A 13,570-nucleotide genomic window follows, 5' to 3' on the forward strand; every position below is an offset into this window, starting at 1 on the left:
TACCTTTCTATACGTCCAGATTTTGCACGTATTTTGCGTTTTCCTCTATGAACTCCCGCCTTGGCTCCACTTTGTCCCCCATCAGGGTGGTAAAAGTCAGATCCAGCTCGGATGTTGTCTCCTCATCCATAGTCACTCTCATGAGGATGCGGTGGTGGGGATCCATGGTGGTCTCCCATAACTGATCCGCGTCCATCTCTCCCAGACCTTTGTATCGCTGGATCTTGTTATTGGTGTCACGTCCCACCTCACGGAGAATGGAATCCAGCTCCTCATCGCTGTAGGCATACCATACCTTTTTGTTCTTCTCCAGCTTATAGAGCGGGGGCTTTGCCAGATAGACATAGCCCTGCTTGATCAGCTCCGGCATAAACCGGTACATGAAGGTGAGGAGCAGGGTGCTGATATGGGCGCCGTCCACGTCCGCATCAGTCATAATAATGATCTTGTGATACCGCAGCTTGGAGATATCAAAATCGTCGTGTATGCCTGTACCGAAGGCCGTGATCATGGCCTTGATCTCCGCGTTGGCGTAGATTTTGTCCAGCCTTGCCTTCTCCACATTCAGGATCTTTCCTCGCAGGGGCAGAATGGCCTGGGTGGCTCTGTCTCTTGCCGTCTTGGCGGACCCGCCGGCGGAGTCTCCCTCCACGATATAGATCTCGCAGTTAGCCGGATCCTTGTCCGAGCAGTCCGCCAGCTTTCCGGGAAGGGACATGCCGTCCAGGGCTGATTTCCTCCTGGTCAGATCTCTCGCCTTTCTGGCCGCCTCCCTGGCTCTCTGGGCCAGGACGGATTTTTCCACTGTAGTCTTTGCGATGGCCGGGTTCTGCTCAAGGTAGATCTCAAGCTGTTTGCTGACCACATTGTCCACAGCTCCCCTTGCCTCGCTGTTTCCCAGCTTCTGCTTGGTCTGCCCCTCAAACTGGGGCTCCTCGATCTTGACGCTGACAATAGCAGTCAGACCCTCTCTGATATCCTCTCCGGACAGGTTGGGCTCGCTGTCCTTCAAAAGCTTATTTTTTCTCGCATAGTCGTTAAATGTTTTTGTCAGGGCGTTCCGGAAGCCCACGATGTGGGTTCCTCCCTCCGGTGTGGTTATGTTGTTTACAAAGCCGTAGGTGTTGTCCGTGTAGGAGTCGTTGTGCTGCATGGCCACCTCAACCTGCACGTTATTTACCGTTCCCTCGCAGTAAATGACATCCTCGTAGAGAGGCGTGCTGCTTCGGTTCAGGTAGGTGACAAACTCCTTGATGCCTCCCTCATAGTGGAACTCCTTCTCCACAGGTCCTTCCTCCGGTCTGTCATCCACAAGGATGATCTTCAGCCCCTTGGTCAGGAAAGCCATCTCCCGCAGCCTTCTCTTGAGCACATCAAAGTCAAAGACTGTCTCCTCAAAAATAGTGTCGTCCGGGAGGAAGGTAACCTTTGTACCGCTCTTTTCCTCCTCGCAGTCCCCCACGATCGCCAGCTCGTTCATAACCTTTCCGCGCTCATATCTCTGCTTATAGATCTTTCCCTCGCGGCAGATCTCAACCTCCAGCCAGTTGGAGAGGGCGTTTACGACAGAGGCTCCCACACCGTGGAGGCCGCCGGATACCTTGTATCCCCCTCCGCCGAACTTTCCGCCCGCATGGAGTACAGTGAATACAACCTGCACTGCCGGTATTCCTGCCTTGTGGTTGATTCCCACGGGAATCCCCCTTCCATTGTCCGTTACAGTAACAGAATTGTCTTTGTTGATCTGCACGCGGATCTTGTCACAGAAGCCTGCCAGAGCCTCGTCCACAGAGTTGTCCACGATCTCATAGACAAGATGGTGTAGCCCCCTTGCTGACGTACTTCCAATATACATTCCCGGGCGCTTTCTGACAGCCTCCAGCCCCTCCAGGATCTGAATTTCGTCCGCCCCATACTCGTGCTGTACCTTTTCTGTACTCATAATCTCCTCCTAGTTTTCCATAGTCACATGTCCCTGATGGACATGAAATACTTTGTTTATAGCAAATCGATGATTTACAAATTCATCTACACCTGTGCAGGTGATGAGAGCCTGTATATCGTGAATGTTGTCCAGTAGATAGTTTTGCCTGTATTTGTCAAGCTCAGACAGGACATCGTCAAGAAGCAGGATGGGCGTGTCCTTTGTAACAAGCCGCACCAGCTCGATCTCGGACAGCTTCAGTGAGAGCGCCGCCGTGCGCTGCTGTCCCTGGGAGCCGAATTTCCGGATATCAATGCCGTTGGTCATAAAGCAGATGTCGTCCCTGTGAGGCCCGCATCCGGTGCTGCGCATCCGCAGGTCCCTCTCCCTCCCTCTTCGCAGGGCCTCCTGGAGAGGCTGCCCCTTTGTGTCCGGCTCGTACTTCACCTCTATGTTCTCCTGTCCGCCGGTGAGTCTTCTGTGTATGTCAGAAATAATATCATTTACCTGGATCACAAATTTTTTTCTCGCCTTTATGATCTTCTCGCCGTACCCGGCCAGCTGCATATCCCAGATGTCAAGAGTTTCCGCAAGAGAACTGCCCGCCGCCTCCTGGCGGGCCAGATCCTTGAGCAGATGATTTCTCTGGTTCACGATGCGGTTGTAGTTTGATAAATTGCTCAGATATACTTTGTCGAGCTGGGAGAGCTCAAGATCTATAAATCTCCTTCTCTCAGAGGGCCCGTTTTTGATAATGTTCAGATCCTCCGGAGAAAAGAAAACAATGTTGACAATGCCAAATAGTTCACTGGCCTTGCGGATCGGCATCTTGTTGACTGCTATGCCCTTGGGACTGTTTTTCTTGAGATGGATGTCGATCTGATAGGGTATTCCCCTCTTCTCCACCACAGCCTCAATGTGGGACTCCTCCTGGCCGAAACGGATCATGTCCCTGTCCCTTGTGCCCCTGTGGGATTTGGTAGTGCCGCACATGTAGACGGCCTCCAGTATATTGGTCTTTCCCTGGGCGTTGTTCCCGTAAAAAATGTTGGTAGAGCCGCTCGGCTCCAGCTTCAGAAGCTCATAATTTCTGAAATCCTTAAGCTTTAAAGATCTAATCTTCAATTTTCACTTCTTCTCCGTTATAAGAAACAATGTCTCCCGGGTAGAGCTTCTTTCCTCGCCGTGTGTCTGTCTGGCCGTTCACCTTCACAAGCCCCTCCTGGATGACCTCCTTGGCCTCCACGCCGGACTCCACAAGACCGGCAGCCTTCAGGGCCTGCCCCAGCTTGATAAACTCATCTCTTAGATGTAAAACCTGCATAGTCTTCACTCCTAAATCGCGTTAAAATTGACAGGAAGGATCAGGTAGATATAGCTCTCTGTCTCGTCCTTGATAAAGCAGGGCGCCTTCGCGTTCATGAGATAGAGATCCACCTCCTCGTCATCGATGACCCTGAGGGCGTCGATGAGGAATTTGGGGTTAAAGCCGATCATCAGATCCTTTCCCTCCTTGGTGATCATGATGTCCTCGTTCATGGAGCCGAACTGAGATTTGATCCGCAGCTCCATCACGTCGTCTCCGATATTGATGATAATGGGCTTCTTGTCTCCCTCCTTGACGAGCAGAGTAGCCCTATCGATACAGTTCAGGAAGTCTCTCTTGTTGATCCGCACCTTAGTCTCATAGTCGCTGGAGAGCATTTGATCGATCTTAAAATACTCTCCCTCGATCAGGCGGGACACGACAACCGTCCTGTCAAACTCAAACACAATATGATTGCCGGTAAAATACATGCTTACCTGGCTCTCCGCCTCGCCGGAGAGAATCTTGCTGATCTCCATGAGGGTCTTGCCGGGGACAACGATCTTGTGGTCCTGGCACTCCTCCTTCAGCTCGATCTTTCGTATAGAAATGCGGTGCCCATCCAGGGATACCACCCTGAGAACGCCGTCCTTGATCTCAAAGAGCTCTCCTGTCATGAGCTTGTTGCTCTCGTTGTCAGCGATGGAGAAAATAGTCTGGCGGATCACTTCCTTCAGGGTAAACTGGGAAATGGTCACTGTCTCTGTCTTTTCGATGACAGGGAGATAGGAGAAATCATCTCCGGATCTTCCCATAATATCGAACTTGGCCTTTTCGCAGGTGATGGTCATCTGATCCTTCTCATCTGTCTCTATAACAATATCGCTGTCTGGCAGCTTGCGGACGATCTCTGAAAAGATTTTTGCGTCTATGGCGATCATTCCGTGTTCTCTGATATCTCCGTCTATCTCAGTCTGGATACCCAGCTCCATATCGTTGGCCGTCAGCCTGATAATATCAAGTGTGGCATCGATCAGTATACATTCAAGGATAGGCATGGTCGTCTTGGACGGCACTGCCTTGGATACGATTCCGACTCCCTTTGCAAGATCTGCTTTGCTGCATATGATTTTCATATCTGTGTATAACTCCTTTCGCGCGCCTGTATATAGATAAATATATAATAGATTTTCCGTCTTCTCCGTAGTAGGGCTTGGGATAGAGTGGAAAAGTACCGCAAGCCCAGTGTCTGTAAGCATTACACGGTTTTGAAAAAATGGTGGAAACCATAAAATTTACATGTGGAAGGAGGTGGGAAAACTTTTTTGTGTTTTTGAAAAAGGAATGGTTGATTTCCACTGTACACATCCTGTCCACATGGTTTTTCACAGCCTTTCCACAGGTTGTCCACATTTATCCCCATCCTGTCAGTGTATCTGTGTATATCAGACAGGATTGATTTTTTTCTTTATAATGTCAATGGTGTTGCTGAGACTCTCGTTCTCCTTGATCTCAGCCTGGATCTTCTTAATTCCGTGGTTGATGGTGGAGTGGTCCTTTCCTCCAAGGACGATTCCCATCACCTTCAGGGAGGCTGTTGTCATCTCACGGCACAGATACATGAAGATCTGCCGGGGGATGGCGATCTCAGCCGTCCGCTTGCTGCTCTTGAGATCTGCGATGCTGATGCCGAAGTGCTCGGACACAACGTCCAGGATCAGCTCCGGCGTCACCTCTCTGTTGGCCTGGGAGGAGATGATGTCCTTCAGAGCCTCCGCAGCGAGGGGAATGTCGATCTGCTCCTGGTTGTTCTGGAGCTTGTAGAGGGCGATCAGCTTGTTCAGGGATCCCTCCAGCTCACGGATGTTCGTCTTTACATTGGTGGAGATGTACTCCAGCACATCGTCGGGAATATTGTACTTCTGCAGAGAGTCCATCTCGATCTTCTTCTGCAGGATGGCCATCCTCGTCTCGTAGTCCGGGGCGGAAATGTCCGCGATCAGTCCCCACTCAAAACGGGTGCGCAGCCTTGCCTCCAGTGTCTCGATGTCCTTCGGGGGACGGTCACTGGAGATGATGATCTGCTTTCCAGCTGTGTGGAGGTGGTTGAAGGTGTGGAAGAACTCTTCCTGCGTACTCTCTTTTCCTATAATAAACTGAATATCGTCTATCAGAAGAACGTCGTTGTTGCGATATTTATCGCGAAAATCCGACATGGAATTCTCCTTTGGATTTTTCAGCGCCTGGATCAGCTCGTTCGTAAATGTCTCGCTGGTTACATACAGAACCTTCTTTTTTGGATTTTTATCCAGTATAAAATGAGCCACCGAGTGCATCAGATGGGTCTTGCCCAGTCCCACGCCTCCGTAGAGGAACAGAGGATTGTAAACCTCTCCCGGGGACTCAGCCACTGCCAGGGAAGCGGCGTGGGCGAAGCTGTTGTTCCCGCCCACCACAAAGGTGTCAAATGTATATTTGGGGTTAAGCCCTGCCTTCTGAGCGGCCGTCTTTGTGCGTTTTTTCTCGGAAGCCTTGGAAGCCATCTCCATGATCTCGTCCAGGCGGTCGTCATCTTCCGACACAAGAACGACCTCGAATTCCTTCTCCGTGATCTCGGCAATGGAAACCTTCAGCGGGAGTCTGTACTTTTTATCAATGTACTCAACGCTGGCGTTCATATTGACAAGAATGAAAACCGTATGATCTACTACTTTATATACCTTCAGAGGCTTGATCCAGGTGTTGAAGGACACGTTGGAGAGCTCGTGCTCCACTCTGAGGTGTTCGATAATTTCCGGCCATTTTTCTTCTACGATGTTCATTACAAAATAACTCCTAATCTAACATACATTTCATGCATTGTATCATATGCTTATTCTAATCTATTTTACATCAAAATAAGGTATTAGGCAATGAGAAATCGGGGTGGATAAGTTTTGGAAAATGAAAAAATGCCTAAAACAGAGCCTTTCAGCTTTGAAATCCACACAAAAATTGTGGTTATCCACATAATTTTGAAAAGATATCCACATTTTGTTGATAACTTTTCTTTCTATATTATATAATGCCAGGCGCAAAGGGGCTGAACCAGGATGAGCCCGGCAGGAGGCCGGCGAAAGGAAAAACTTCATGAAATCATCGGTTTTGCTTGACTTCACGGGATTTATTGAATATAATCAAAACTGATGTCTAAGAAAAGTGCGGGAGTATTCCTGTGTAAAATATAAGGGAGGTGGATATCTATGAAAATGACATTCCAGCCAAAAAAGAGACAGAGAGCCAAGGTTCATGGTTTCAGATCCAGAATGAGCACAGCAGGCGGAAGAAAGGTTCTTGCTGCAAGAAGAGCTAAAGGAAGAAAAAAATTATCAGCGTAGGCCGCATTATTGTGGCCTTTTCTTCTCTTAAAATCAGGAGATGAAAATGAAATTTTCCGAATCACTGAAAAAGAACAGAGATTTTCAGCATGTCTACAAAAACGGAAGATCCAATGCCAACCGGTATCTGGTCATGTATGTAACAGATAATGGTCTTGAAAAAAACAGATTGGGGATCTCCGTCAGCAAGAAGGTTGGCAACAGTATTGTCAGGCACAGACTGACAAGGTTGATACGTGAAAGCTATCGTCTGAATGAAGAATTGTTCCCATGCGGTAAAGATATAGTGGTCATAGCCAGAGCGGCGGCGAAAGGGAAAGGCTGCCGTGAAATTGAAAGCGCACTCCTGCATCTGGGGCGCCTTCACAGGATGATACAGATAAATCAATAAAATAAAACGGAGTGATGTATCGTGAAAAAGATTTTGATAGGTCTGGTGAGAGTTTATCAGAAATATCTGTCTCCTCTCAAGGGACATTCCACTTGTATCTATTTTCCTACATGCTCCCAGTATGCGGTGGAGGCAATCGAAAAGTACGGGGCGCTCAAGGGAGGGCTTCTGGCTGTCTGGAGGATACTCCGCTGCAATCCTTTTTCAAAAGGAGGCTACGATCCGGTTCCGTAGCCAGCACAAAATAACAGGTAAGAAAATGCAGGCCGGGGTGATTTGACCCTTGCGAACGGAGGAAAAGAAAATATGGAAGGTGTAGTATTGACAGCCGCGAACTGGCCCATCATAGGGCAGATCGCGGATCTGCTCGGTATAGTCATGAATTTTATCTATGAGATACTGGATAAAATTCTCCCCTCAGACGTAGGTTTGGTAGGATTGTCGATCATTCTGTACACAATACTCGTGTATATGATCATGATGCCGCTTACCATTAAGCAGCAGAGAACATCCAAGATGACTACGGTCATGAACCCTGAACTTCAGGCAATCCAGAAAAAGTACAAGAACAAGAGAGATCAGGCATCCCAGATGAAGATGCAGGAGGAGATGCAGCAGGTATATGACAAATACGGAACATCCATGACAGGAGGATGTCTCCCCATGCTCCTGCAGATGGTACTGCTGTTCTCACTGTACCCGGTGGTTTACCAGATGGAGAAATATGTACCTGCCATCAAGGACGCTCCGGCGGATGTGCAGAAATTCCTGACCATTCCGGATTTGTCCCTGTCACCTATGCAGATGTTTGCTGACAGAGCGCAGATCTCTGAGCAGTTCGGCGTGTCGGCAGTGGTACTTGTCATCACAGCTATCGCCCTTCCGGCTATATCTGTCCTGACACAGTTCCTGAGCATGAAGCTCTCACAGGCTCTCTCTGGACAGGCTATGGACAAGGACAACCCGATGTACAGCACCATGAGGACAATGAACATTACGATGCCTCTGTTCTCACTGTTTGTCGTTGTATCACTTCCGGCTGGTCTCGGTCTTTACTGGATCATCAGCGCCGTGGTAAGATGTCTGCAGCAGATATTTATCAACAAACACCTGAAGAAGATATCTGTGGACGAGCTCATCGAGAAAAATAAAGAGAAGGCTGCCAAGAAGCGTGAGAAGAGGGGCGAAAGGGCAGAGAAGATCAATGCCATGGCCCAGACAAACACGAGAAGCATCCAGAGCAAGGCAAAGACATCTGTACAGACAGACAAGGCGAAGGAAGAGAAGCTTCAGAAGGCTGCCAACAACAAAAACACGGCAAAAGAAGGAAGTCTTGCTTCCAAGGCAAATCTGGTCAAAAAGTACAACGAAAATAATTAGAACATAAGAAGGGACTTTTTCTTAGATGAAGAGGTCCCTCTAAGTGGATATAGGGAGGGAGAACATAATGGAAGGCAGACGCACAGAAGAGATTACAGTATCGGCAAAGACACTGGATGATGCCATCACAGAGGCTCTTGTTCAGCTTGGAGTGACAAGCGACAGACTGGAATATGATGTCATTGAAAAGGGAAGTCCCGGATTTCTCGGAATTGGCATGAAGCAGGCTGTGATCCGGGCCTGGAAAAAGGAGGATCCCCAGGAGGAGACTGTGGACGAGATCGCGGAGGAGCTTATAAAAGAGGCGGTTCCAAGCGATATCACTCTGGACGTAAAAGAGGAAAAGGAGTCGAAGAAGCCTGGAAGAGAAAACAGAGAGCCAAAGAAAGCCCCTCAGAAAACAGGCAAGAAGGAAACAAAAAAAGAGTCAAAGAAAGAAAATAAATCCGAAGATAAGCCGGCGATCAAACGCGAGACAGAGCTTGCAAAGGTGGAGGACGTTACCATCAGTGAGTGTGAGAAATTCCTTCACAGCGTTCTTGAGGCTATGCACATGGATGTGGAGCTCCACTCTGAGCTTGACGAGGAGGGCGCTCTTGCCATTGATATGAAGGGTGACAACATGGGAATTCTCATCGGTAAGAGAGGACAGACGCTTGACTCCCTCCAGTATCTTACAAACAGGGTTGCCAACAAGATGCAGGCCGGCTATGTGAGAGTGAAGCTGGACACAGAGGATTACAGAAGGAGAAGAAAAGAGACTCTTGAAAATCTGGCAAAAAACATTGCCCACAAGGTGAAGAGAACAAGAAAGCCGGTTACTCTTGAGCCAATGAATCCCTATGAGAGAAGGATCATCCACTCTGCTCTGCAGGGAGACAAAAATGTAACAACACACAGCGAGGGCGAGGAGCCTTACCGCCGCGTAGTAGTGACACTGGTGAGAAAATAAAAAGAAGGCAGAGGTTTTAACCTCTGCCTTTTTAACTCCGGGGAAAGGAGAAACGAGGATGTACAGTGAAAGCAGTACCATCGCCGCCATATCCACCTCCATGTCCGAGGCTGGCATAGGGATTGTAAGGATGAGCGGGGAGGAGTCATTTGAGATTGCGGACAGGATCTACAGAGGAAAAAGGAACAAGAAGCTCTCAGAGCAGAAATCCCACACGATCCACTACGGGTATATAGAGGAAGACGGGGAGACCATAGACGAAGTCCTTGTCATGCTCATGAGAGGGCCTCACACCTTTACCGGCGAGGACACAGTGGAGATCAACTGCCACGGCGGAGTCTACGTCCTCCGAAGAGTGCTGGAGGCGTGTCTGCGGGGAGGGGCCAGGCCGGCCCAGCCGGGTGAATTTACAAAGAGAGCCTTCCTGAACGGCAAGCTGGATCTCTCCCAGGCGGAGGCGGTCATCGACGTGATCCAGTCCCGGAATGACTACGCTCTGAAGAGTTCTGTCAGTCAGCTGAAGGGAAGCGTGAAGAGGAAGGTTGAGGAGATACGCAGCAAAATCCTCTATCACACTGCCTTCATTGAGTCTGCCCTGGATGACCCGGAGCATATCAGCATAGACGGGTACGGACAGACTCTGGAGAGAGATGTTGAGGAACTGCTGGATGAAATTCAGAGACTTCTGGACTCTGCGGACGACGGCCGTATCATGAAAGAGGGAGTGCAGACCGTGATCGTGGGAAAGCCCAACGCGGGAAAGTCCTCCGTACTGAATATGCTCCTGGGAGAGGAGAGGGCCATCGTCACAGATATAGCCGGAACTACCAGGGATATCCTGCAGGAGCACATGAATCTGCACGGTATTTCCCTGAACATTGTGGATACGGCGGGGATCAGAAAGACCGACGACAAGGTGGAAAAAATCGGTGTGGACAGAGCCCTGAGCCAGGCCAGGGAGGCGGATCTCATCATTTACGTGGTGGATTCCTCCCTGCCCCTGGATGAAAACGACCAGAAGATCTTCCGGTTTATCGCTGGAAAGAAATCCATCATTCTTCTTAATAAATCGGATCTGGCACGAAGGACAGGAGATGAGGAAATCCGGCAGATGTGCAGGGAGCAGGGAATGGAGGAGCCCCCTGTCCTGTCTGTCTCCGCAAAGGAGGAAGAGGGGATAGAGGAGCTGGAGCAGGCTGTGAAGGAGATGTTCTATCACGGCGACATTTCCTTTAACAGTGAAGTGTATATCACAAACGCAAGGCAGAAGCATGCGCTGGAGAGCGCACGCCAGAGCCTGGAAAAGGTATTGGAGAGTATTCATATGGACATGCCGGAGGATTTTTATTCCATAGATCTGATGGATGCCTATGAGTCTCTTGGAACGATCACAGGAGAGACAGTAGGAGAGGATCTTGTCAATGAAATTTTCAGTAAATTCTGTATGGGAAAATAAGGATCACTATGACGTGGCGGTTATCGGGGCCGGCCATGCCGGCTGTGAGGCTGCCCTTGCCTGCGCGAGGCTCGGGCTTCGGACCATTGTGTTCACGGTCAGCGTGGACAGCATTGCCCTCATGCCCTGTAATCCGAATATAGGGGGAACCTCAAAGGGACATCTGGTGCGGGAGGTGGACGCCCTGGGAGGAGAGATGGGAAAGGTCATTGACCGCACTTTTATCCAGTCCAAGATGCTCAATAAGTCAAAGGGCCCTGCCGTTCACTCCCTTCGGGCTCAGGCCGACAAGGCCCTCTACAGCAGGACTATGCGCCAGGTTCTGGAAAATCAGGAGAACCTGGAGATCAAGCAGGCGGAAGTGGTGAATATCCTGACAGAGGATGTGGATGGCAGAAAAAAAGTGACCGGCGTGCAGACCTACTCCGGCGCCATTTTCCGGTGCCAGGCAGTCGTGCTCTGTACAGGCACCTACCTGAAGGCCAGGTGTATCTATGGGGATGTGAGCACCAACACAGGCCCCAATGGCCTCCAGGCCGCCAACTATCTGACAGAGTGCCTGAAGGAGCTGGGCATAAGGATGTATCGCTTCAAGACCGGGACTCCTGCAAGGATTGACAAAAATACGGTGGATTTCAGCAGGATGGAGGAGCAAAAAGGGGATGAGAGGATTGTTCCCTTCTCTTTCACGACAGATACGGACAGCATCCAGAAGGATCAGGTATCCTGCTGGCTCACCTACACGAATGAGAAGACGCATGAGATTATCAGGAAAAATCTGGACAGATCCCCCCTGTTTTCCGGCATGATAGAGGGAACCGGACCAAGGTACTGTCCCTCCATCGAGGACAAGGTGGTGAAATTCGCGGACAAAAACCGGCATCAGGTCTTCATAGAGCCGGAGGGACTGGAGACAAACGAGATGTATATAGGCGGTATGTCCAGCTCTCTGCCGGAGGATGTGCAGTATGAGATGTACCGCTCTGTCCCCGGACTTGAACATGCCAGGATCGTGAGAAACGCCTACGCCATTGAGTACGACTGCATTGACGCCAGGCAGCTTCGCCCCACCCTGGAATTTCGCGCCATAGACGGACTTTTCAGCGGCGGTCAGTTCAACGGCAGCTCCGGCTACGAGGAGGCGGCGGCGCAGGGACTTCTGGCGGGCATCAATGCGGCCAGGAAGCTGCAGGGGAAAGAGGGCATTATCCTGGACAGGTCGGAGGCCTACATCGGTGTGCTTGTGGATGACCTTGTCACCAAGGAGAGCCATGAGCCCTACCGGATGATGACCTCCAGGGCAGAGTACCGCCTTTTGCTCAGGCAGGATAACGCGGACCAGAGACTGACCAGGAAGGGCTACGAGATCGGTCTCATAGACAAGGCGAGATACGACAGGCTGCTGAAAAAGGAAGAACTTATCCGCAAGGAGACGGAGCGCCTGAAGAGGACCTATGTGGGGACTACGGAGGAGGTACAGAATCTTCTGGAGGAACACGGGAGCACACCCCTCACATCCGGCTCCAACCTGGCGGAGCTCATACGTCGGCCAGAGCTGTCCTACGAAATCCTCACTCCCCTGGACAGTGACAGACCAGAGTTCCCCGATGACCTTAGAGAAGAGGTACAGGAACAAGTTAACATAAATATAAAATATGAGGGATACATCTCCAGACAGAAAAAACAGGTAGAGCAGTTCAAAAAGATGGAGAACAAGAAAATACCGGAAGATATCGACTATGACAAGGTGAAAAGCCTGCGCATAGAGGCCGTGCAGAAGCTGAAGGAGTATCAGCCCGTGTCATTAGGACAGGCATCCCGCATATCCGGGGTCTCGCCGGCGGATATTTCCGTGCTTCTTGTCTATATGGAGCAGTTGAAAAGATAGAGAGTAATAACAGCAGGAGATTTTATGGAAGAGAGAATATTTGATAGAAAACTGAATCAGCTTGGGATCGTCCTGACGGAGGAAATGAAGGAGCAGTTTGACAGGTATTATGAGATGCTTGTGGAGTGGAACAAAGTGATGAATCTTACAGGGATCACGGACTATGACGAGGTAAATGACAAGCATTTTCTTGACAGCCTGGCTATCGCGAAGGTGCAGGATATGGGGAAGATATCCACAGTGATTGACATTGGAACGGGAGCCGGCTTTCCGGGGATTCCCCTGAAGATCGTTTATCCCCACCTGAAGGTCACACTTCTGGACTCTCTAAACAAGAGAATTAAATTTTTGAACTGTGTGATCCAGGAGCTTTCTTTGGAGAATATCACTGCTCTTCACGGAAGAGCGGAGGATTATGCGAAAAAGGCAGAGTACAGAGAAAGCTATGATCTCTGCGTGTCCAGGGCAGTCGCCAATCTGGCAACTCTCTCAGAGTACTGCCTTCCCTATGTAGAGAAGGGAGGGCTCTTTATCTCCTACAAATCCGGGGAGATCGATGAGGAGCTGCAAAGGTCGGAAAAGGCGTTTTCCATCCTTGGAGGAAAGGTTGAGTCGGTAGAGAAATTCTGCCTGCCGGACAGTGATATTGCCCGATCCTTTGTGAAAATCAGAAAAGAAAGAAATACTCCCGGTAAGTTTCCCAGAAAAGCCGGACTTCCTGCAAAAGAACCGCTGCACTAGCAGCGGTTCTTTCAGACTGTAGACAAAGTCCCCGGTTTACCCCGGGGCTTTTCTATTGTAGTTATCAACATTTCAATGATCCTTCCGGTTTTTATCAAGAAAAATCCCCTACTTATCAACTCTAAAGTTAAGCGGTACGTTCCCTGCACATGGTA

13 protein-coding genes are annotated in these 13,570 nt (G+C 49.8%); 8 read left to right on the forward strand and 5 right to left on the reverse strand.

The genetic code is table 11. From position 1 onward, the window contains the following. Positions 1-7: 7 nt before the first annotated feature. The 5 genes from gyrB to dnaA all read right to left on the reverse strand — a co-directional run bounded on the left by gyrB (position 8) and on the right by dnaA (position 6,052). Positions 8-1,942 (reverse strand): DNA topoisomerase (ATP-hydrolyzing) subunit B, encoded by a 1,935-nt coding sequence (gene gyrB, locus FGQ86_RS14215; RefSeq protein ID WP_138304812.1) that lies wholly within the window; start codon positions 1,940-1,942, stop codon positions 8-10. Positions 1,943-1,951: 9 nt separating this feature from the next. Further along, positions 1,952-3,049 carry a DNA replication/repair protein RecF gene (gene recF / locus FGQ86_RS14220; protein ID WP_138304814.1) on the reverse strand — a complete coding sequence of 366 codons (1,098 nt, stop codon included), beginning with the start codon at positions 3,047-3,049 and terminating at the stop codon, positions 1,952-1,954. Further along, the gene (locus FGQ86_RS14225; protein ID WP_033126060.1) at positions 3,039-3,248 is read right to left on the reverse strand and encodes an RNA-binding S4 domain-containing protein; all 210 of its coding nucleotides are present in this window, start codon (positions 3,246-3,248) and stop codon (positions 3,039-3,041) included. Before FGQ86_RS14225 ends, recF begins: the two co-directional genes overlap by 11 nt. 11 nt (positions 3,249-3,259) lie before the next feature. Continuing rightward, positions 3,260-4,366, reverse strand: coding sequence for a DNA polymerase III subunit beta (gene dnaN, locus FGQ86_RS14230; protein ID WP_033126061.1), 1,107 nt, complete (start codon positions 4,364-4,366; stop codon positions 3,260-3,262). 309 nt (positions 4,367-4,675) lie between these two features. After that, positions 4,676-6,052 (reverse strand): chromosomal replication initiator protein DnaA, encoded by a 1,377-nt coding sequence (dnaA, locus tag FGQ86_RS14235; protein ID WP_138304816.1) that lies wholly within the window; start codon positions 6,050-6,052, stop codon positions 4,676-4,678. Between the two features lie 420 nt (positions 6,053-6,472). Here dnaA and rpmH point away from each other — a divergent pair, with 420 nt between their 5' ends. The 8 genes from rpmH to rsmG all read left to right on the forward strand — a co-directional run bounded on the left by rpmH (position 6,473) and on the right by rsmG (position 13,415). Continuing rightward, positions 6,473-6,607 carry a 50S ribosomal protein L34 gene (gene rpmH, locus FGQ86_RS14240; RefSeq protein WP_021859823.1) on the forward strand — a complete coding sequence of 45 codons (135 nt, stop codon included), beginning with the start codon at positions 6,473-6,475 and terminating at the stop codon, positions 6,605-6,607. Between the two features lie 46 nt (positions 6,608-6,653). Further along, complete coding sequence (gene rnpA / locus FGQ86_RS14245; protein WP_033126063.1) at positions 6,654-6,998, forward strand: ribonuclease P protein component; 345 nt, start codon at positions 6,654-6,656, stop codon at positions 6,996-6,998. Positions 6,999-7,016: 18 nt separating this feature from the next. After that, on the forward strand, positions 7,017-7,232 hold the full coding sequence (yidD, locus tag FGQ86_RS14250) for a membrane protein insertion efficiency factor YidD (protein ID WP_330637100.1): 216 nt from the start codon (positions 7,017-7,019) through the stop codon (positions 7,230-7,232). A gap of 72 nt (positions 7,233-7,304) precedes the next feature. Continuing rightward, positions 7,305-8,378 (forward strand): YidC/Oxa1 family membrane protein insertase, encoded by a 1,074-nt coding sequence (locus FGQ86_RS14255; RefSeq protein WP_033126065.1) that lies wholly within the window; start codon positions 7,305-7,307, stop codon positions 8,376-8,378. A 67-nt stretch (positions 8,379-8,445) separates the two neighbouring features. Continuing rightward, positions 8,446-9,330: an RNA-binding cell elongation regulator Jag/EloR gene (gene jag, locus FGQ86_RS14260; RefSeq protein WP_033126066.1), complete on the forward strand. Its 885-nt coding sequence runs from the start codon at positions 8,446-8,448 to the stop codon at positions 9,328-9,330. A 58-nt stretch (positions 9,331-9,388) separates the two neighbouring features. After that, positions 9,389-10,786 (forward strand): tRNA uridine-5-carboxymethylaminomethyl(34) synthesis GTPase MnmE, encoded by a 1,398-nt coding sequence (mnmE, locus tag FGQ86_RS14265; protein ID WP_138304819.1) that lies wholly within the window; start codon positions 9,389-9,391, stop codon positions 10,784-10,786. Then, entirely contained in the window at positions 10,752-12,674 is a 1,923-nt protein-coding gene (gene mnmG / locus FGQ86_RS14270; RefSeq protein ID WP_138304821.1) for a tRNA uridine-5-carboxymethylaminomethyl(34) synthesis enzyme MnmG, read from the forward strand. The genes mnmE and mnmG overlap by 35 nt, the downstream gene beginning before the upstream one ends. 24 nt (positions 12,675-12,698) lie before the next feature. Then, positions 12,699-13,415, forward strand: a complete 717-nt coding sequence (gene rsmG, locus FGQ86_RS14275) for a 16S rRNA (guanine(527)-N(7))-methyltransferase RsmG (protein WP_138304823.1) — start codon at positions 12,699-12,701, stop codon at positions 13,413-13,415. Positions 13,416-13,570 lie beyond the last annotated feature (155 nt).

It is taken from the genome of Clostridium sp. BSD2780061688st1 H5, assembly GCF_005845155.1.
Lineage (GTDB): Bacteria > Bacillota > Clostridia > Lachnospirales > Lachnospiraceae > Claveliimonas > Claveliimonas intestinigallinarum.

Bases quoted from the DNA above. Each gene is read 5' to 3' on its own strand.
- rsmG (WP_138304823.1), top strand. From the start codon at position 12,699: ATGGAAGAGAGAATATTTGATAGAAAACTGAATCAGCTTGGGATCGTC.
- mnmE (WP_138304819.1), top strand. From the start codon at position 9,389: ATGTACAGTGAAAGCAGTACCATCGCCGCCATATCCACCTCCATGTCC.
- FGQ86_RS14225 (WP_033126060.1), bottom strand. From the start codon at position 3,248: ATGCAGGTTTTACATCTAAGAGATGAGTTTATCAAGCTGGGGCAGGCC.
- mnmG (WP_138304821.1), top strand. From the start codon at position 10,752: ATGAAATTTTCAGTAAATTCTGTATGGGAAAATAAGGATCACTATGAC.
- dnaA (WP_138304816.1), bottom strand. From the start codon at position 6,052: ATGAACATCGTAGAAGAAAAATGGCCGGAAATTATCGAACACCTCAGA.
- dnaN (WP_033126061.1), bottom strand. From the start codon at position 4,366: ATGAAAATCATATGCAGCAAAGCAGATCTTGCAAAGGGAGTCGGAATC.
- jag (WP_033126066.1), top strand. From the start codon at position 8,446: ATGGAAGGCAGACGCACAGAAGAGATTACAGTATCGGCAAAGACACTG.
- rpmH (WP_021859823.1), top strand. From the start codon at position 6,473: ATGAAAATGACATTCCAGCCAAAAAAGAGACAGAGAGCCAAGGTTCAT.
- rnpA (WP_033126063.1), top strand. From the start codon at position 6,654: ATGAAATTTTCCGAATCACTGAAAAAGAACAGAGATTTTCAGCATGTC.
- gyrB (WP_138304812.1), bottom strand. From the start codon at position 1,942: ATGAGTACAGAAAAGGTACAGCACGAGTATGGGGCGGACGAAATTCAG.
- FGQ86_RS14255 (WP_033126065.1), top strand. From the start codon at position 7,305: ATGGAAGGTGTAGTATTGACAGCCGCGAACTGGCCCATCATAGGGCAG.